Origin of the sequence: Chryseobacterium ginsengisoli, from assembly GCF_039542325.1 — a bacterium.
Lineage (GTDB): Bacteria > Bacteroidota > Bacteroidia > Flavobacteriales > Weeksellaceae > Chryseobacterium > Chryseobacterium ginsengisoli.
Genome location: NZ_BAABHX010000003.1, coordinates 120091 through 139550, shown reverse-complemented (window position 1 = coordinate 139550; position 19460 = coordinate 120091). Strand labels below are relative to the sequence as shown.

The following is a 19460-nucleotide window of genomic DNA, read 5'->3' as shown; positions in this document are numbered from 1 at the left end:
ATAAATAAGCTCATAAATACCTTAATTTTTGCTTTTATTTTACAAATGTTTCACGTGAAACATTTTCAATTTAACGTCCTAAATAGACTAATAAAACATTAATATCGGCAGGTGAAACTCCACTGATTCTACCAGCTTGAGCAATCGTTTTTGGTCTCACATTAGACATTTTTTGTTTTGCCTCTGCAGAAAGACTTGATATTGCTTTATAATCAAAATCTTCAGGAATCTTTATATTTTCTAAACGATTTAGCTTAGCAACATTTTCTCTTTCTTTTTCTATATAGCCTTTATACTTGATATTTACTTCTGCCTGTTCTCTCACTTCGTCGTCAAATTGAGAAGTAAATTCTTTAATAAAATCAATATCATCTAATTTATCCAGCGTAATATTGGGTCTTGTAAGAAATTGTGAAGCTCTGTAAGCCTGATCTACAGGATTACTTTCAATACTTTCCAATATAGGATTAATAATTCCCGGTTTTAAAGAAGTTTCTCTTAAGAATGTTTCAAGTTCCTGACTTTTAGTTACTTTCTCCTGTACTCTTTTTAATCTTTCTTCTTTTGCCAAACCTAGTTCAAATGCTTTTTCTGTAAGTCTTATATCAGCATTATCCTGTCTTAAAAGAAGTCTATATTCGGCTCTCGAAGTGAACATTCTATAAGGTTCTTCCGTTCCTTTAGTAATCAAATCATCTACTAAAACTCCGATATATGCTTCATCTCTGTTAAGGATGAATTCTTCTTTTTCTTTAACTTTATTATGAGCATTAATACCTGCAATTAATCCTTGTCCGGCTGCTTCTTCATAACCTGTTGTGCCGTTAATCTGTCCTGCAAAGTATAAATTATCAATCAATTTTGTCTCTAAGGTATGCTTCAATTGGGTAGGAGGGAAGTAGTCATATTCAATAGCATAGCCAGGACGGAAGACTTTTACATTCTCAAATCCCGGAATATGTTTCATTGCTTTTATCTGAACATCCTCAGGAAGCGAAGAACTGAATCCATTTACATAGATTTCTACTGTCTTCCAGCCTTCAGGTTCTACAAATAATTGATGTCTGTTTCTCTCTGCAAATCTGTTTATTTTATCTTCAATACTTGGGCAATATCTTGGTCCTAAACTTTGAATTGTGCCATTGAACATTGGGCTTCTGTCGAATCCTTCACGTAAAATATCGTGTACAGTTTCATTAGTATAAACAATATGACAGCTTAATTGTTTTGTTAATTTAGGAGTGTCCAAATAACTGAATTTTTGAGGATTTTCATCTCCTTTTTGTTCTTCCATTTTAGAATAATCCAGGCTTCTTCCGTCTACTCTCGGTGGAGTACCAGTCTTCATTCTTCCTGCTTCAAACCCTAAAGAAACTAATTGTTCTGTGATACCAAAAGCTCTTGGTTCTCCCATTCTTCCACCGCCTAATTGCTTATCTCCAACGTGGATCAAACCATTCAGGAAAGTCCCGTTTGTAAGAACAACAGACTTTGATCTTATCTCGATTCCTAATGAAGTAACAACTCCGGCAACTTTATTATTTTCGATAATCAATTGCTTTACCATATCCTGAAAAAAGTCAAGATTTGGAGTGTTTTCTAACGCTAAACGCCATTCTTCTGCGAATAGCATTCTGTCATTTTGTGTTCTGGGAGACCACATTGCAGGACCCTTTGAAAGATTCAGCATCTTGAATTGAATTGCAGATTTGTCTGCTATAATTCCTGAATAACCTCCCATCGCATCGATCTCTCTTACGATCTGTCCTTTTGCGATTCCTCCCATCGCGGGGTTGCAGCTCATTTGTCCGATGGTCTGCATATTCATTGTAACAAGCAACGTCTTTGAACCCAAATTCGCTGCTGCAGCTGCGGCTTCACATCCTGCGTGACCTGCACCTACTACAATTACATCATATATTTCTGAAATCATTTTTTATTGCTTGTTTTAAGCCTTAAATTTTAATCTTCTTTACAAATGTTTCACGTGAAACATTGTTTTGTTTTACAAGCTAAAATCGCTTGTTTTGTGCTTTATTTAGCCCTGATCGCAGCATTTGTCTGAGCTCATTTTCTTTTTTTTAAAAAGAAAATAGCGAGTGCGGAGAGCGGGAAATAGCTCCTAAAAAAAATAGAGATTAAGAGATTTTGAAATTAAATAATTCCTGTGTCTCTGAATCTCCAAGTTTTTTATTTGTATTTTGCTAAATAATGATCTTCTTTATTTCGCATCATCATTTCTTCGTCCTCGGTTTTATCCTTATATCCTGAGAGATGAAGAATACCGTGAGCCAATACTCGCCTTAATTCTTCTTCGTATTCTTTGGATAGAGTAGAAGCGTTGTCGGAAATCCGCTGCAAAGATACAAAAATCTCTCCGCTTATTGTCTTGCCTTTTACATAGTCGAAAGTAATGATATCTGTATAGTAATCATGTTGTAAATAATCCTGATTTACTTTCAATAAATATTCGTCGTCACAGAAAATATAATTGATTTCACCAAGCTTTTTTCCTTCTGAAAGAATAATATCTTCCAGCCATTTTGTATAATCTGTATTTACAGATTCGGGTAAGTTTTCGTAAAAGAATTGTATCATTGTATTAAAACCAGTGTCCTAAAATAACACTGAATATGCCTTTTTGATTATTTTTAAGTGAATGACTGAAGTTTACTTTTATTTGTCCGAAAGGGGATTTGTATCCTGCAGTAAGTCCAACGGAACTGTAATTTAGTTTTACAGCATCTTCAAATTTAAGATCGTCGGAAAGGTTTGCAAAAGAAAAGTTCCCGCTAAGGAAATAATTTTTATTGAATTTAAACTGAAGATCATTGGAAATTAAAATAACATTATTTGTATTTAATTGTCCAAAATAAAATCCTGAGAAACCTCTGAAATTAACGATATTCTGTTCGAAAATTCCGCCCAAACCATACTGATAAAACTGCGGAAGATATTCTCCAATTGTAATTCCTCCATAAAGATTTAGTCGATATGCAAATTGTTTAGACAAAGGAATATTGACTCTGATGTCTGCTTTTACCTGAACTAATCTTTTTTCAACTTCGGATTTCATCAGATCTATGACCTTTCCTTCTGCATTAATATAAATTCCGCGGGTAGGGAAGTCTTTATCATTTTGAGTATCGCTTTTTAAGAAAACATAAGGATTTAAAAATCTGCTTGATCTTTGATTGTTTCCATTAATTTCTGCTTCAAAATAATCGTGACTAATTCCGCCACCGACAGCAAATTTATCTCTCCAGATAGATTGAATATATGCTTCATTGCGTAACCAGAACCATTTATCAATATCATTATTATTTATATCTTTTACATGAAAGCTCATTCCTGAAGAATAAAGTCCAAATCCGGGAATATACCCGTTGTCAATAAAATAATTTAAATAATATCTTGGCTTATCTCCAACAATAACATCCAAAGAAAGATTGGAATTTTTAAATAAAAGACGCTTTGCTGAATAATTTAAAAGAAGACCTGTTTTGAAGATTTCGTCGTAATGTAATCCGAATTTTAAGAAATGTCGTGCATCATCTTCGGTGACGTAAAGTTTGAGATAATTGGCATCATTCTCCGAAACAATATCATAATTAATAAACTTATAGTTATTTGTGGCGACGAGCTTATCAATTTTTTTATTGATGCTTCCGTAAGTTTGCATGGAGGGAAGTCGCAGTCCCATTTTCCCGAGAACGTAGTTTTTACCGTAAATTCTGCCGCCATCTATCGCAATACTGTCAATCTTATAAACATTGGAATATATTGGATTTATTCGCTGTCTAATGCGGTCAAACGGACGTTTTGGTAATTGATCAAGAATATTGGCATATTTTAAACCTTCCACATATCCGCTGTCTAGAATTTTTTTCTTATCGTCGTAGCTTGTGGCAGTCATACCTTTCAAATTAGGCTTAATATTGATATCAGTATATTTATATTGTCTTCTTGTATCTTTTTTAATTCCGAAATCAATAACCTGGTTTAAAATCGAAATAATATTATTTAAGTCTTCTCTTTTCGAAAGATCCTGATTAAGATCTACGCCTATTACAATATCAATCCCTTTATCTTTTAAAGGCTTTGAAGGATAATTTACGGTCATTGCGCCATCAATATAAATGCTGTCATTTATTTTCACAGGATCCATTAAAGAAGGAAAAGCAGAGCTCGCCATAATTGATTGTACCAAATCTCCTTTTTCAAAAATCTCCATATTTCCGCTTTCAAGATTTGTGGCAACACACATAAAGGGAATTGGAAGTTTTGAAAAATCATCAATATTTGAAACATTCTTAAAAAGCTCTTTCAGTAAATAAACATTTTTTTGCCCGGAACTTATAGAAGAGGGAAGAGTAATTTTTCCGTTTTTTAAAGGAATAGATAAAAGGTATTTATCGACAGACTTATTGTAAAATGTAGTTTCCTGGCGTTTTGCTTTTGGATCCATTATCAACGAATAGAAATCTGTATCCATGACAATTTTCTCGATCTCCTTTCCGGAATACCCTGAAGCATACAAACCTCCGACGATTGCACCCATACTTGTTCCGGCAATGTAATCGACCTTAACTCCCAAAGAATCCAATACTTTAAGGACTCCTACGTGAGAAAATCCTTTAGCTCCGCCACCGGCAAGTGAAAGTCCGATTCTGGGATTTTTTGGAATCACCAGATCTTTCTTCACCTGAGACTGAATCAAAAGCAGTTGAAATGCAAATAAAATGATCAGGAGTTTTCTCATAGTTAATCTTTTACATAAATCCGTTTTACGCGTGGTGAAATGGATGTTAATACTTCGTAAGTGATGGTTTTGCAGTATTCTGCGAATTCTTTTAGACTTGGTTTTGCATTAAAAACGGTAACAGTGTCACCTTCTTTTACATTTGGAATATGATCGACGTTAATCATCATCATATCCATACAAATGCTTCCTACAATCGGAGCTAAAATTTTATTGACTCCAACGCTCCCTATTTGATTTCCAATCAATCTTGGAATTCCGTCTGCATATCCTACAGGGATCGTGGCGATTTTTGTATTATGATCAGCTTTAAATCTTCTGCTGTAACCTACAGATTCTCCGTTCTCTACCAACGATATTTGTGAAATTACCGTTTTGAAACTTACAACAGAGCGTAACTGTTTTTGTATTTCACTATCTGGTGATTCTCCAAGCATTCCGATGCCTATTCTCACCATATCATATTGATGATTGGTATAGCTCGTAATTCCTGATGAATTCAAAATATGTCGGATAGGAGTGTATCCTAATTTTTTAATCAAATAACTTGAGTTTTTCTCGAATGTTTCCAGCTGGTTTAAAGTAAATTCTTTCTCAGTCGGTATATCTGAAGACGAAAGATGGCTGAAAATACTTTGAACTTTTACATTAATTGTATTTAAAGTTTCACTCAATTGATCTAATTCAAATCCTTTGAAACCAAGACGATGCATTCCTGTTTCCAGTTTGATATGAATAGGATATTGTTTATCATATCCTGATTTCTGAACTGCTTCATAAAATAATTCCAATACCCGGAAACTATAAATTTCCGGTTCTAAGTTATATTCAATTAAAGTTTCATAACTGTGCTGTTCCGGATTCATCACAACGATTGGAACAGTAATTCCTTTTTTGCGAAGTTCAACACCTTCATCTACAAAAGCAACGCCTAAATAATCAATATGATGATGCTGCAGGAATTCTGAAATCTCATAACTTCCTAATCCATAAGAATTTGCTTTTACCATTGCCATCATTTTTGTGGTTGGTTTCAGCAAAGATTTATGATAATTGATATTATGAAGAAGGGCATTCAAATTAATTTCTAAAACCGTATCATGTTTTCTCAGTTCAAGTAAATCTTTAAGTTTTTCAATCTCAAATTTTCTTGCGCCTTTTAAAAGAATAATCTGATTTTCGATTTCTGTAAGATGTTTACTGTCAATTAATTCTTTAGTATTAATGAAAGTGTAAGTTTTAGCTTTAAATAATTCACTAAACTTAGATATTTCGTTGCCAATTAAGAAAACAGAATCAAATTTTTGCTCATTTACCAAATCAGAAACCTCTTCATACAATTCTTTTGAATTCGAATTAACTCCTACAATATCTGTTAAAACCAAAGATTTTCTCGGTTTATTGTATTCATTCAAAAATTGAAGGGCAGTTTTCAAAGAATCAAGGTCGAGATTGAAAGAATCGTTAATAACAATATTGCTCTTAATTCCTTCGATTGCCTCAAGTCTCATTTCAACAGCTTTCAGAGCGTTGATTTTTTCGATGATTTTTTGATTTTCGACTCCTAACTCTTTTAAGACCGTTACAAGCGCTAAAGCATTGGTTAACGTCGCTTCGTCTCTTTGATGAACGGGGAAAGAAATTTTTTCATCAAAATATTGTATAATGACATCTTCGTTTTTCGAAATATTGTTTTTGAAGAAAACTTTATTGTGATTTTTAAATCCGTAAGAAATTAATTTTTTATTAGAATATAATTTCTTTATTTTTTCTTCAACTAAAGAATTGTCACCATTATAAATGATTACTTCAGAATCTTTGAACAATTTAATTTTTTCATCAATTAATTCTTCTTCCGATTTGAAATTCGCGAGGTGAGCAGTTCCCATGTGGGTAAGCAAACCTATCTGTGGATGGAAAATATTTTCGAGTTTTTCCATTTCATCAGGTTTGGAAATCCCGACTTCAAAAATTCCCAACTCATGAGAATCATTAATTTGGAGCAAAGAAAGTGGAAGACCAATCTGAGAATTGAAACTTTTCGGGCTTTTCACCGTTGGAAATTCATTCCAAAGACATTGATACAACCATTCTTTTAAAATAGTTTTTCCGTTACTTCCTGTAATTCCAATAGATTTTAAACGAGAATTTTCAAAATGATATTTCGCTAATTTTTGAAGAAACTCCACGGAATTTTCTACGATAATCCATGTTATATTTTCAAACTGAGGAAATTGATGTTCGGAAATAATAACTTTGATCCCTCTGTCAATAGCAGCTTCAATGAATTTTTCACCAGAATTTTTATGAGTATTAATGGCAATAAACGCAGTATTTTTGGTAGAATAAATAATCCTGCTATCGAAAGCAATGTTTTTAATCATTAAACTTCCGTCTCCAATAAGTTTTGAATTGGTGATGTTTGCAATTTGATTTACTGTGTAATTCATTGGTACCCTTTCTGCTTTATTTTTTTAGCCTTCTTTGGCTTTTACGCTAATTTAATTATTTTTTTTATTTAAAACTTCCTCAATAAAAACCATTCTGCTCACTGCATCGTAAGATTCTGTCTCTCCGAGTTCTACAAGGTCTTTTCCAGCGGAAGTTCTCATCGAATAATTGGCTAGATTTCCCGTTCTTCTACAAATTGCATGAACTTTTGTTACGTATTCTGCAGTTGCCATTAAATTAGGCATCGGTCCGAAAGGTCTTCCCAAAAAGTCCATATCCAAACCTGCAATAACGACTCTTATTCCGCTGTTTGCTAATTGATTGGCTACATCTACGATTCCTTCGTCGAAAAACTGGGCTTCGTCTATTCCTACCACATCACAATTGGAAGCCAACAAAAGAATTTCGTTAGGATTTTCCACCGGTGTGCTGCGAATTTTAGTCTGATTATGAGAAATTACCTCTTCTTCCGAATATCTTGTATCCAGTTTAGGTTTAAAAATCTCTACATTTTGCCCCGCCATTTCTGCTCTTCTCAGCCTTCGGATCAACTCTTCGGTTTTTCCGGAAAACATTGAGCCACAAATAACTTCCATCCAACCACTTTGTTTGGAATGATTAATTGTATTTTCTAAAAACATTTGTTAAATTAGCCGTATATTTTTCAGATCAAAAGTAAGCAATTTTAACAAGATTTTCAGTATGCAGAACATCCAAGATTTAAAGGAAAAGATTTTTTTTGAATCCAAGAATATTATAGCTATTCTGGACAAAATAAGCAATGTAGACGAGCTGTCGTCCAAGCAGAATCTTGTAGATGAGCTTGCTGACAGGATTTCTTTCCTACGTTTACTGGAAAAAAATATTGAGCGTTTCGGTGGAGAAAGCTTTTCTAAGTTTTCAGAAACTCAGCAAAGTTTTTCTTCTGTAGCTGTTGCGGCTGAAACTAATAATTTGACTAATGAAGTAACGGAAGAAGAGGCTATTTTTAATAATCAGCTCAACGAAATTGGCGATAATACCACAGATTCTTTCTCGAATGAAGTGACTGAAGAAGAGGCAATTTTCAACAATCAATTAAATGAAATTACAGAGGGTGAACTTCACGAAACTTTAATTAATTTTGCAGAAGAAAATCAAGAACAGCAAATCGTTGGAAATTCTGAAGAGAAAATTCATAATGATTTAACGGAAGAAGAGGCTGTTTTCAATAATCAGTTGAATGAAATTGATGAAAACGAACCTTCTGATTATAGTGGGAGTGCTTTGAATTTCGTAGATGAAGAAATGATTTTAGCAGATTCTGAACCTGAAAATGATGATGATATTCATGAAGAGATGTTTAATGAAAAAACAACGGAAGAAGAAGCTATTTTTAATAATCAATTGAACGAAATTGATGAATTTGAGAATGAAGTTTCCGACGATCAGGGAAATGTAAATAATTTTGATGAGGAGGAAAAAATTCAGAATAATTTTGAATCTGTAAAAAATCAGGAAACGATTCCAAGTATTTTTGATACTGAAATTTTAGATGATGATGAGGAAATATTAATAGAAGAAACGGAAAACCAGTTCGTCGCTTCAAATGTTGCTATCGAACAGGGAGAAATGGTGATGGATACTTCCAATGTTGAAAATATTATAAGCGAAATCAAAAACGATGCTTTTGCTGAAGAAAAGCAGGAGCAGTCGATTTTAGCTGAAATTAACGACAGAAGGAAAATTGTTGATATCGACAGACCAATTCCTCAGGAAAAAGAAAAATTAGCGTCTGATGAAAGTTTCGAAAATCTCGAAGAATATCAGCACGAGAAAAAGATAAAACTGGCAAATATCAAAGGAATGAAAGCAGTACAATCGCTTTTTGATGATGATCATCTCATAAGAGAATTGCCGGTAGAAAAACCAGCTCCTGTACAAGAAAAAGAAGATACAGGAAGCATTTTAAAAACCAATATTCCCACCGGATTTATGGAAGCGGAAAAGAAAAAGCCTGAATTTAAGCTTGATTTGAATGACAGGATTGCTTTTACCAAAACATTATTCGGCGGAAGTCAATCTGAACTGAATGAAGTCGTTAATAATCTGAACAGCTTCACAAATTTGGAAGATGCAAAAGAATATCTGAGTGATCTCTATTACAACAAAAAATGGAGTAAAGTAGATGAATATGCACAAAGACTTTGGATATTGGTAGAAAATAAATTTTTATAAACTAAATTTTGAGCGGAATCCTATATTTTGTTCCTACGCCGGTCGGGAACTTGGAAGATATGACTTTCAGAGCGGTAAATGTTTTGAAAGAGGTAGATTATATTTTGTGTGAAGACACAAGAACTTCAGGAATTCTTTTGAAGCATTTTGAGATTTCTAAGCCTCTGAAATCTTATCATTTACATAATGAACACCAGGCAACGGAAAAAGTGATTGCAGATCTTAAAAGCGGTCAGAATATCGCCATCATTACTGACGCAGGAACTCCCGGAATTTCAGATCCCGGTTATTTATTGAGCAAAGCTGGATCAGATAATCATATAGAAATGATCTGCCTTCCAGGTGCAACAGCTTTTGTTCCGGCTTTGGTCGTTTCCGGATTGCCGAATAATGAATTTCTTTTTGCAGGATTTTTGCCTCAAAAAAAAGGAAGACAGACGAAGCTGAAACAACTTGCAGAAGAAAAAAAGACCATCGTTTTATACGAAAGCCCGCATAAAATCAATACAACTTTAGAACAGATCAAAGAATTCTTTGGCGAAGAAACTAAAGTGAGTCTGAGCAGGGAAATTTCCAAAAAATTCGAAGAAACCAAACGCGGAACAATTATTGAACTCATTGAATTCTCAAAAAGCAAAACTTTAAAAGGTGAGATTGTTCTCATCGTAAATAATTCCATTTAATTGAAAAAATTAATTTTCGTACTGTTTTCGTCAGTTTGTCTTGGACAGACGGATCAGTATAGACAGATACTTTTAACAAAAAAGCTGGGCAAAGAAGTACATTCCTACTCGAAAGGTTACGGAATGGTTACCGACACCAAAACCGGAAAGTCCGGAATTGTAGATTCGTTGGGCAACATTACCTTTGATTATCCTTTTAAAAGTGAAATTTCGCATTTATGGAAACAAAGGTTTATTTTAAGAGTAAAATCGGGCAATTCTAACGGAAAAACTGCTTTAATTGACGAAAAAGGCAAGGAATTAATTCCGCTGGAGAATTTCAAGTTCAGGACTTGGGAGAATAAAGACAGGCTTATTTATTCAAAAAAAGGAGGAGATTGTGTATATGATTTTAATGGAAAACAACTCATTCCTTTTTCAGAAAAAATTGTATTTGCCAGTGAAAATAGATTTTTTGTTAAAAATAATGGAGTTTGGCTTATTTATGATTTTAATGGAAAACAGATTTCCGACAGAGAATTTACGGATGATCTCCGCTTCTACAAAGGCAGAACTTTCCTTACAAAAGGTGAAAAATCAGGCGAAATCATCGATAATAATGGTAAAACCTTAAGTACAATTTCCAATCATAACATCGACAATATCAATGCTTTTCCTTATTTAGTTACACTTGATACAGTAAAAAATAAATACGGAATTGTAGATGACAAAGAAAATGTAATTTCGGATGAAATCTATGAACAGGCTTTCGTGGGAAGAGAATATATTTACCTTACAAGAGAAGATAAAGTAAGCATATTTTCAAAGAGAGAAGGGAAGGTGTATGATCTTGATTATCATTATGTAAACCCACTTTTTAATGGTTTGTTTAAAACTTCTCAGGATCAGAAAAATCCTAAAACCGCAGTTGTCCGACTGAACGGAGAAGTTGTTTTTCCAAAAGAATATGACAGAGTAGAAGGATTGAGTATTGCAGGTGATAAATATCTGTATCTCAGAAAAGATGATGAAGAAAAGATCTTGGATAAAAATTTAAAAAATGTACTGAACGACGATTACGAAATCGAAAAAATATTTCCTAATACTTTAATTTTAGCCAAAGACGATGTTCATTATACATTTTCTCCAAAAAACGGAAAATACAAAGAATTGAAAGGTTTTAAGGAAATGAAGCCTCTTGAAATGTACCCGATGTTGGTAGGAAAAAATGTAGATAATTTTTACGGAGTTTTGGATGAAGACGGAAATGAGGTGGTTCCTTTTATCTACGATGATATCATCACTTTTCTTGGCGCCAATGAATTTATTGTAAAAAAAGACAACAAATTAGGGGTTACAAATGATAAATATGAGCCTTTAACGGAAGTGACTTTTGATAAATTTATTCAGGATAAAAAAGGAATTAAACTTACGAGAGGAAAAGAATCGGAATTTATTTATTTTACGGAACAAAAAGACAGAAATTTTATCGATTAAACAATTTTTGATAAATTTTATGACAAAAAACAGTTATAAAATTTTGCTAAAAAAGTGATTTAAAATGCATTGAATAACATTTTATAATATCTTTGCGCACCGTTTAATTTGAATAATTTTAAATAGAGTATATTAGCCAAATTTCAAAAACGGTTAATAAGTTGTAAAGAAAATAATTGTCATAAATATGAAACTATTAGAAGGAAAAGTAGCGCTAATCACGGGAGCTACAAGAGGAATCGGAAAAGGAATTGCTGAAATGTATGCTCAACAGGGAGCAAAAGTAGCATTTACTTATGCCGGATCTGTAGACAAAGCGAAGGAATTAGAAGCAACTTTAAGTTCTGTAACTCAAATTAAAGGTTACCAATCTGATGCATCGGATTTCGATGCGGCTCAAATATTAGTAGATGAAGTAATTGCTGAGTTTGGGAAGATCGATATTTTGGTAAACAATGCAGGAATTACAAAGGATAATTTGCTGTTGAGAATGTCAAAAGACGATTGGGATAAAGTAATAAAAGTAAACTTAGATTCTGTATTTAATCTTACAAAAGCGGTAATTAAGCCGATGATGAAGGCAAAAGAAGGGTCTATCATCAATATGACTTCGGTAGTGGGAATCAGCGGAAACGCAGGACAGGCAAACTATGCAGCTTCTAAAGCAGGGGTAATCGGTTTTACAAAATCTGTGGCACTTGAATTAGGTTCAAGAAATATTCGTTGCAATGCCATTGCTCCGGGATTCATTCAGACAGAAATGACGGATGCTTTAGATGATAAGGCAAAAGAAAAATGGAATGAAGCAATTCCTATGAAAAAATTGGGTCAGACAAAAGACATTGCCAATGCTTGTGTATTTTTAGGAAGTGAAATGTCTTCTTATATTACAGGTCAAACAATAAATGTTGACGGAGGTTTATTGACATAAAAAACATGAAAACAGTACAGAATATCATTTTATTCTTGTCGGTTTTATTATTAATCGGTCTGGTTTACATTTCTTTTTTTAATGTATATCAGACCGATGATTATATATTCTCATACAGCACAGAAAAACTTGGATTAATAAAAAATATTCAGGATTTTTATATGAAGTGGGGTGGAAGATATTTTGGATATACCATCAATATGTTCAATCCGGTATCTTATGATCCCGATAATATTGTTCCGAAGATTTATCCTTTATTTTTACTTTCTTCTTTTATTACAGTCGTAACATTAAATTTCAAGCGGTATTTCAACTATTCTCTTTCGGAATCATTCAAAAAAAGTCTCTTGCTGTTTTTCTTTTATAGTATTGCATTAGTAAGTTTACCGGAACATTATTATTGGTTTACCGGCTCTAATGTTTATTTCTTGCCGGTTATTTTATCAGTAATTTTGTCTTTATTTTATGGTAAATATCTGGAAAATAAGAATAAATTGTGGTTGGTCTTAAGTATTTTATTGATCATGATTTTAATGGGATCAAATGAATTATTAGCATTACTTCTCTTGGGAATATTAGTGTTTTTATATTCTCAGAATTCATCAAAAGAAAACATGATTCTCCTTATTATAGGAACTGCGGGACTTTTAGTAAGCTTTTTGGCTCCCGGAAATTTTAACAGGATGGCAGAATCTACCGATGTGTTTTATATAAAATGGCTAAAAAAGATAGCATTCTTCGGTTTTAACGCTGTTTATATTTTCGTTAAAGTAATATTTTTAATACCACTTTTTATAGCTGTTTTTGAAAAAGAACTGAATTGTATAAAAGAAAAAACCACTTTTAAAAAAGCATTTATTGTCTGGATTATTTCATTTTTGCCGCTACTCTTATTGGCGTATATTTTAAATGTCATTGGTAGACAGTTTGAAAATATCATTTTCTTTTATTTGGTTACGTTATCAGTTGTCTTCATGTACAAATACAGAAATATCCGCAAATTTTGGTGGGTAAGTATCATTGTCATTTTCCTACCGGAAACAGATTTATTTCGTAAAGATTATTCAAATTACAACATCGATTACAATATGAATAATTTTGTCAAAGAAATTTTTATTAGTGATCTTGGAGAATATGATCAGGAAATAGAAAACAGAGTCTCTTTGCTTAAAAACTCAAAAAAAGATTCAATTTGTATAGATAAAATAAAAAATGTACCTAAAATTCTGTATTTTGATGAATTATCTTCGGTACATGAAGAAAAAAAATATGTAAACGATCAGCTTGAAAAGTATTTTCACAAAAAATACATCAGGATAAAATAAGGCATCTTTTTAAATCTTATTTTTCTTTTACAATTGTATCATAAATCGATTTCACCTGCAGGTCTCCAAAACCAAAAATTCCCAACTCATCCCGAAACTTTTCAAAGACTTCACTGAAATCTGTTGTTCCATTTTTAATTAAATTTTTAATGAAAGCTTCAGGTTTAATATTCAAATAAGAATCAATAATTTCCTTTAAAAAATGATAACATTCTGATTGATTTTCTGAAAGTTGCTGTAAAGATTCAGTATCCTTATTTTGATAAGCTTTCCAAAGATTGATTCCTAATTCAATATCTTTTTCCTGAAACAAAACTCTTGATCGTAAAGAATCTTCCAAATCAAATTGATCTGAAACAGAAAAGCCTTTCCAATTATCCTCTTTTGTCGTTTTCGGAAATATCCTGTAGATTTTTAAACCTTTATTTTTCGGAATTAAAGTCAGGCAAAACCATAAATTCACCTGACAAAACAAATCATCTTCAAACCAAAGATTCACTTCAGAATTCTGAGGAATATGTAAGATTTTTTCAAACTCGGAAACTACTTTTGTATAATAACTTTCCTTTTTTACATCATAATCTTTTGAGATAGATTCGGCTCTTATTTTCCAGAAATCTTTCAGATTATCAGCTTTTAAGTTACCTTTAATTAAAGCTTCTCTGCAAATAATGATCTCGCCGTCAATTGTTGTTCTTTTCAATTGATCAGCGAGATAATCACCATTTACTATATTAAATTTTTTGTTCAATTATTAATCTTTAAATACTTGATTTTCTTGTTCCTGAACTCTTATAAAAGTTGTTCTTTTCGACAACTCTTTCAGTTTTGAAGCTCCCACATAAGTACAGGTTGATCGAACTCCTCCCAAAATATCTTTTACTGTTTCTGAAACAGGACCTTTGTAAGCCACTCTTACAGTTTTTCCTTCCGAAGCTCGATATTCCGCAACACCTCCGGAATGTTTATCCATTGCTGTTTTTGAGCTCATTCCGTAGAAAAGTCTATATTTTTTGCCGTTTTCTTCTACTATTTCTCCGCCGCTTTCATCATGACCGGCAAACATTCCGCCCAACATCACAAAATCTGCACCGCCACCAAAAGCTTTGGCAACATCTCCCGGAACTTTACAGCCACCGTCTGCAATAATATGACCATCCAGGCCATGAGCTGCGTCAGAACATTCGATAATCGCAGAAAGTTGAGGATATCCGACTCCGGTTTTCACACGCGTTGTACACACAGAACCAGGTCCAATTCCGACTTTAATGATGTCTGCGCCTACCAAAAGTAATTCTTCAACCATTTCTCCGGTTACGACGTTTCCCGCAATAATAATTTTATCAGAAAAATTGGCTCTTGCTTTCTTCACAAATCCCACGAAATGCTCAGAATAACCATTGGCTACATCAATGCAGAGAAATTCGATTTTTGGGTGTAAATCGAGGATCGTTTTTATTTTTTCTTCATCAGCTTTTCCTGTTCCGGTACTTAAAGCGATATATTGATGAATTTCCTCAGGCTGAGAATTTAAAAATTCACTCCATTCTTCTACGGAATAGTGTTTGTGAACAGCCGTAATAATTTTATCTTTTGCTAATTCCACCGCCATTTCGAAAGTTCCCACTGTATCCATATTCGCTGCGATGATGGGTGTTCCTTTCCATTTCTTTTGGGTATGTTTAAAAGTGAATTCTCTTTCTAGATCAACTTCCGAACGGGATTTCAACGTAGAACGTTTCGGACGAAACATGACGTCTTTAAAACCCAGTTTTATATCATATTCTATTCTCATAATTTGGAAAAATATTTTAATTAAATTTAAGGAAAAGATTGATTGCAAATTTGATTTAAAAGGATTTTATAAATTTTTTAATAGTTCTGTCTCTCGGATTTTGCAGATTACGCATATCTTTAATTACAGTTTTTTAACGTCCTTAAAATCGACATAGGAAGCTGAAGCGTTAAGAAAATTAAAATTTAATCCGTTAAAAAATTCCCACTGTTTGAAGCGCGAGACAAATTTAAAATCGAAGAACAAATATTGAATTCGCGCAAGTTTTGGGAATTTTAGGATTGAGTTTTAATTTTTAGCATTCAGTTTCCAGGTCTTGAAATAACATTCGCCGACTTTATGGAGGCAATTTTTCGTTCTTTTGTTTCAAGACAAAAGGACAATCAATCTGTAGTAAGAAAAAATATCAAAAATATAATTAAAAACAATACTTTTGAAACCATGGATTTCCCAGTTACTTTTCACATTTTCGGTAAAACAATTTTGGCGCATCCGCTTTTTGAAGCTTTGGGAATGTTTATCGGGATGCGTTATTATTTTTATTTAAAACGAAAATCTAAAGAAAAGACTTCGTTCAATACTTCTGCGGCAATTTTAATTGGAGCAACAGCCGGAGCTTTATTGGGGTCAAAATTAATTGGAAACCTGGAAAATCCATACAAACTTTTCGAACATTTTGATATTAAAACAATCTGGACAAATAATACAATTGTTGGCGGACTTGCTTTTGGTTTGATTGGAGTTGAGCTTGCTAAAAAAATTGTCGGACATAAAGAAAGTACAGGAGATCTAATTGTCTATCCTTTAATATTGGCAATGATTATCGGAAGAATTGGTTGTTTTCTTACCGGAATTCATGAAGAAACTTATGGAATTCCAACCAATTTTATTTTCGGAATGCATCTGGGAGATCAATATCTTAGACATCCTGTTGCATTGTATGAAATAGCATTTTTAATCATTCTTTGGATTGTTTTAAAATTAATTCAGCGCAAAAGAATATATCCTTCAGGATTTGTTTTTCAAATATTTATGTTGAGTTATTTTACGTTCCGGTTTTTGCTGGATTTTATAAAACCAAGATTGGAATTGGTTGGAAATTTAGGAACAATTCAGCTTGTGTGTATTTGTGTAATTATTTATTACATTTATAAAATAAAAAACACTCAGACACAAAAGTTTAACCAAGAAACATTTTAATTATGAAAATCCTTACATTATTAGAAGTAGGTGGATTAGAAGGTTTAGTTGCTATGATTATTCTGATAATTATAGGAATAGCTGCAGTTGTATCATTAGTGATTACAGTATTTGTAAAGCTGATTTATGAAAGCAAAGACGGGCGAAAATTTTCTAAAAAACAGTTTTGGCTGACAATGCTTATTTCAATGCTTATTTGTGGCTTGATAAGTGGTGCTATTTGTGGTGGTGGACTTTAAAATAAAATTATGCCTGTAAGAAATTATACCTATTACGACTATACAATCAGTCTTTGTCCGGAATGCCTGAAAAGGGTCGGAGCAAAAATCATCATTGAAGATGAAGCTGTTTTTATGACAAAAAGATGTCCCGATCATGGATTTTTTAAGACAAAAATTGCTTCAGACGTTCATTATTACAAAAACATCAGAAACTATAATAAAGCTTCGGAAATGCCGCATCACTTTGGAACAGATGTGGAATATGGCTGTCCTTATGATTGTGGTTTATGTGTTGATCATGAGCAACATAGCTGCCTTTCTATTGTGGAAGTGACAGATCGTTGCAATTTAACGTGTCCGACTTGTTATGCAATGTCTTCTCCACATTATGGAAGTCACAGAACGTTGGAAGAAATCGAAGCAATGTTTGATATTATTGTTAAAAACGAAGGTGAACCAGATGTTGTACAAATCAGTGGAGGAGAACCGACAATTCATCCCGAGTTTTTCAAAATAATGGATGTTGCGAAGACAAAGCCGATTAAACATTTGATGTTAAATACCAATGGAGTACGAATCGCCAATGATCCCGGTTTTGCCGAAAAATTAGCAACCTATGCTCCGGAATTTGAAATTTATCTTCAGTTTGATTCTTTTAAACCGGAAGTGTTGCAGGATTTCAGAGGAAAAGATCTTACGGATATCCGAATGAAGGCTTTGGAGAAATTAAATGCTTTAAACCTTTCTACAACGCTCGTTATTGTCCTTCAAAAAGATAAAAATATTGATGAAATAGGGAAGATCATCGATTTTGCCTTAAAACAAAAATGTGTCCGTGGAATTACCTTTCAGCCTGTAGAAATTGCCGGAAGAAACAGAGACGATTCTGCGCACGAAAAAATAACATTAACGGAAGTAAGACAGGAAATTTTAAACCAGTTTCCGTTGCTGAATTCGGATGATATTATTCCCGTTCCGTGTAATCCGGATGCCTTGGCAATGGGATATATTTTAAAGCTTGAAGGTGAAATTATTCCTTTAACAAGATATATCAATCCAGCTGATTTACTGAATAATGAAACTCGAAATACAATTGTTTACGAACAGGATACAGGACTTCAAATGCAGCTTTTAGATATTTTCAGTACCGGAATTTCTGTGGATAAAGTACAACCTAAAGTGAATCAATTATTATGCTGTCTTCCAGAAGTTTCCGCGCCGAATTTAGATTATGATAATCTTTTCAGAATCATTATTATGAATTTTATGGATGCTCATGATTTTGATGTTCGTGCGGTGAAAAAATCATGTGTTCATATCGTAAATAAAGATTTAAAATTGATTCCTTTTGAGACGATGAATCTTTTCTACAGGGATGATAAAAGTAAATATCTTGAGGAATTAAGAAGAGATGATAAAGTTTTGTTTTAAATTTCTTTTGATTTTACCACAGATTTGCACAGATGTCTATGGATTATTTGCATGTAAATAACGCTTCAGTTTCCAAGTCTTGAATTTTTCGTTCTTTTGTTTCAAGACAAAAGGACATTTTATTAAAAAAGGCGTAAAAAACTTACGCCTCAATATTTAATTTTAATCAAAATTCATTACTTCTTCCAACGTTTTCATGTATTCGTAAGCCGTAAGATCAAACTTTACAGGAACAATTGAGATATATCCATTTGCCAAAGCAGTTTCATCAGCATCTTCAGAATCATCCATATTGTTGAAATATCCTGTTAACCAATAGTATTTTTTGCCGTGAGGATTTACCCTTTCGTCAAAACTTTCTTCCCATTTTGCTTTAGCCTGTTTGCAGACTTTTATACCTTTTATATCTTCTTTTGCAAGTTTCGGAATGTTTACATTTAAAACAATTCCCTTTGGCATTGGGTTTTCCAAAGTTCTTCTTACAATATTCTGAATATGTTCTTTAGCCTGCGTAAAATCTGCTTCCCAACTGAAATCCAATAAAGAAAATCCAATAGCAGGAAGACTTTCTACACCCGCTTCAACCGCTGCAGACATCGTCCCTGAATAAATTACATTAATTGAAGAATTTGCTCCGTGATTAATGCCTGAAACTACAATATCCGGTCTTCTTGGCAAAATTTTATCAAGAGCCATTTTTACACAGTCAACAGGCGTTCCGCTGCACGAAAAATCTGTTTGCGGACCTTCAAGCTGTACTTCTTCATAGCTTAAGGTAGAATTGATAGTAATGGCATGACCTTTACCGCTTTGTGGAGAGTTGGGTGCTACAACAACTACTTCTCCGATTTCGTTCATAAAACTGACAAGATTTCTGATTCCAGGTGCTGTAATTCCGTCGTCATTTGTAACCAGAATAAGTGGTCTTTCCATATAAAAATTTTAATTGTAACAAATATACTATAAAA

General features: G+C 33.1%; 16 protein-coding genes. 8 read left to right on the top strand and 8 right to left on the bottom strand.

Annotation, left to right across the window (positions count from 1 at the left end):
* Positions 1 to 70 precede the first annotated feature (70 nt).
* The 5 genes from mnmG to ABD940_RS09740 form a co-directional block, all read right to left on the bottom strand.
* Positions 71 to 1933 carry a tRNA uridine-5-carboxymethylaminomethyl(34) synthesis enzyme MnmG gene (mnmG, locus tag ABD940_RS09760; protein ID WP_345202998.1) on the bottom strand — a complete coding sequence of 621 codons (1863 nt, stop codon included), beginning with the start codon at positions 1931 to 1933 and terminating at the stop codon, positions 71 to 73.
* A gap of 257 nt (positions 1934 to 2190) precedes the next feature.
* On the bottom strand, positions 2191 to 2598 hold the full coding sequence (ybeY, locus tag ABD940_RS09755) for an rRNA maturation RNase YbeY (RefSeq protein WP_345202996.1): 408 nt from the start codon (positions 2596 to 2598) through the stop codon (positions 2191 to 2193).
* A 4-nt stretch (positions 2599 to 2602) separates the two neighbouring features.
* The gene (locus tag ABD940_RS09750) at positions 2603 to 4762 is read right to left on the bottom strand and encodes a patatin-like phospholipase family protein (protein ID WP_345202993.1); all 2160 of its coding nucleotides are present in this window, start codon (positions 4760 to 4762) and stop codon (positions 2603 to 2605) included.
* Positions 4763 to 4764: 2 nt separating this feature from the next.
* On the bottom strand, positions 4765 to 7212 hold the full coding sequence (locus tag ABD940_RS09745) for a bifunctional UDP-N-acetylmuramoyl-tripeptide:D-alanyl-D-alanine ligase/alanine racemase (protein WP_345202991.1): 2448 nt from the start codon (positions 7210 to 7212) through the stop codon (positions 4765 to 4767).
* 51 nt (positions 7213 to 7263) lie between these two features.
* Positions 7264 to 7854, bottom strand: coding sequence for a thymidine kinase (locus ABD940_RS09740; protein ID WP_345202988.1), 591 nt, complete (start codon positions 7852 to 7854; stop codon positions 7264 to 7266).
* A 61-nt stretch (positions 7855 to 7915) separates the two neighbouring features.
* Here ABD940_RS09740 and ABD940_RS09735 point away from each other — a divergent pair, with 61 nt between their 5' ends.
* From ABD940_RS09735 to ABD940_RS09715, 5 genes are all read left to right on the top strand, one after another.
* On the top strand, positions 7916 to 9430 hold the full coding sequence (locus tag ABD940_RS09735) for a hypothetical protein (protein WP_345202986.1): 1515 nt from the start codon (positions 7916 to 7918) through the stop codon (positions 9428 to 9430).
* 8 nt (positions 9431 to 9438) lie between these two features.
* Entirely contained in the window at positions 9439 to 10113 is a 675-nt protein-coding gene (rsmI, locus tag ABD940_RS09730) for a 16S rRNA (cytidine(1402)-2'-O)-methyltransferase (protein WP_345202984.1), read from the top strand.
* Positions 10114 to 11589 carry a WG repeat-containing protein gene (locus ABD940_RS09725; RefSeq protein WP_345202982.1) on the top strand — a complete coding sequence of 492 codons (1476 nt, stop codon included), beginning with the start codon at positions 10114 to 10116 and terminating at the stop codon, positions 11587 to 11589.
* Positions 11590 to 11776: 187 nt separating this feature from the next.
* Positions 11777 to 12520, top strand: coding sequence for a 3-oxoacyl-[acyl-carrier-protein] reductase (fabG, locus tag ABD940_RS09720; protein ID WP_345202979.1), 744 nt, complete (start codon positions 11777 to 11779; stop codon positions 12518 to 12520).
* 5 nt (positions 12521 to 12525) lie between these two features.
* Positions 12526 to 13845: a DUF6056 family protein gene (locus ABD940_RS09715; RefSeq protein ID WP_345202977.1), complete on the top strand. Its 1320-nt coding sequence runs from the start codon at positions 12526 to 12528 to the stop codon at positions 13843 to 13845.
* A 16-nt stretch (positions 13846 to 13861) separates the two neighbouring features.
* Here the strand turns inward: ABD940_RS09715 and ABD940_RS09710 are convergent, their stop codons facing one another.
* On the bottom strand, positions 13862 to 14596 hold the full coding sequence (locus tag ABD940_RS09710; protein WP_345202974.1) for a DUF1835 domain-containing protein: 735 nt from the start codon (positions 14594 to 14596) through the stop codon (positions 13862 to 13864).
* A gap of 3 nt (positions 14597 to 14599) precedes the next feature.
* On the bottom strand, positions 14600 to 15640 hold the full coding sequence (locus ABD940_RS09705; protein WP_345202972.1) for a GMP reductase: 1041 nt from the start codon (positions 15638 to 15640) through the stop codon (positions 14600 to 14602).
* Between the two features lie 339 nt (positions 15641 to 15979).
* Here ABD940_RS09705 and ABD940_RS09700 point away from each other — a divergent pair, with 339 nt between their 5' ends.
* Genes ABD940_RS09700 through ABD940_RS09690 form a run of 3 tightly spaced genes read left to right on the top strand, consistent with a single transcriptional unit; the run spans position 15980 to position 18492 of the window.
* Positions 15980 to 16840: a prolipoprotein diacylglyceryl transferase gene (locus tag ABD940_RS09700; RefSeq protein WP_345202970.1), complete on the top strand. Its 861-nt coding sequence runs from the start codon at positions 15980 to 15982 to the stop codon at positions 16838 to 16840.
* A 2-nt stretch (positions 16841 to 16842) separates the two neighbouring features.
* Positions 16843 to 17079, top strand: coding sequence for a hypothetical protein (locus tag ABD940_RS09695; protein ID WP_345202967.1), 237 nt, complete (start codon positions 16843 to 16845; stop codon positions 17077 to 17079).
* A 9-nt stretch (positions 17080 to 17088) separates the two neighbouring features.
* Positions 17089 to 18492, top strand: coding sequence for a radical SAM protein (locus tag ABD940_RS09690; protein ID WP_345202964.1), 1404 nt, complete (start codon positions 17089 to 17091; stop codon positions 18490 to 18492).
* A gap of 162 nt (positions 18493 to 18654) precedes the next feature.
* Here the strand turns inward: ABD940_RS09690 and surE are convergent, their stop codons facing one another.
* Positions 18655 to 19425: a 5'/3'-nucleotidase SurE gene (gene surE / locus ABD940_RS09685; RefSeq protein ID WP_345202962.1), complete on the bottom strand. Its 771-nt coding sequence runs from the start codon at positions 19423 to 19425 to the stop codon at positions 18655 to 18657.
* Positions 19426 to 19460: the final 35 nt, after the last annotated feature.

Bases quoted from the DNA above. Each gene is read 5' to 3' on its own strand.
- mnmG (WP_345202998.1), bottom strand. From the start codon at position 1,933: ATGATTTCAGAAATATATGATGTAATTGTAGTAGGTGCAGGTCACGCA.
- ybeY (WP_345202996.1), bottom strand. From the start codon at position 2,598: ATGATACAATTCTTTTACGAAAACTTACCCGAATCTGTAAATACAGAT.
- ABD940_RS09750 (WP_345202993.1), bottom strand. From the start codon at position 4,762: ATGAGAAAACTCCTGATCATTTTATTTGCATTTCAACTGCTTTTGATT.
- ABD940_RS09745 (WP_345202991.1), bottom strand. From the start codon at position 7,212: ATGAATTACACAGTAAATCAAATTGCAAACATCACCAATTCAAAACTT.
- ABD940_RS09740 (WP_345202988.1), bottom strand. From the start codon at position 7,854: ATGTTTTTAGAAAATACAATTAATCATTCCAAACAAAGTGGTTGGATG.
- ABD940_RS09735 (WP_345202986.1), top strand. From the start codon at position 7,916: ATGCAGAACATCCAAGATTTAAAGGAAAAGATTTTTTTTGAATCCAAG.
- fabG (WP_345202979.1), top strand. From the start codon at position 11,777: ATGAAACTATTAGAAGGAAAAGTAGCGCTAATCACGGGAGCTACAAGA.
- ABD940_RS09715 (WP_345202977.1), top strand. From the start codon at position 12,526: ATGAAAACAGTACAGAATATCATTTTATTCTTGTCGGTTTTATTATTA.
- ABD940_RS09705 (WP_345202972.1), bottom strand. From the start codon at position 15,640: ATGAGAATAGAATATGATATAAAACTGGGTTTTAAAGACGTCATGTTT.
- ABD940_RS09700 (WP_345202970.1), top strand. From the start codon at position 15,980: ATGGAGGCAATTTTTCGTTCTTTTGTTTCAAGACAAAAGGACAATCAA.
- ABD940_RS09695 (WP_345202967.1), top strand. From the start codon at position 16,843: ATGAAAATCCTTACATTATTAGAAGTAGGTGGATTAGAAGGTTTAGTT.
- ABD940_RS09690 (WP_345202964.1), top strand. From the start codon at position 17,089: ATGCCTGTAAGAAATTATACCTATTACGACTATACAATCAGTCTTTGT.
- surE (WP_345202962.1), bottom strand. From the start codon at position 19,425: ATGGAAAGACCACTTATTCTGGTTACAAATGACGACGGAATTACAGCA.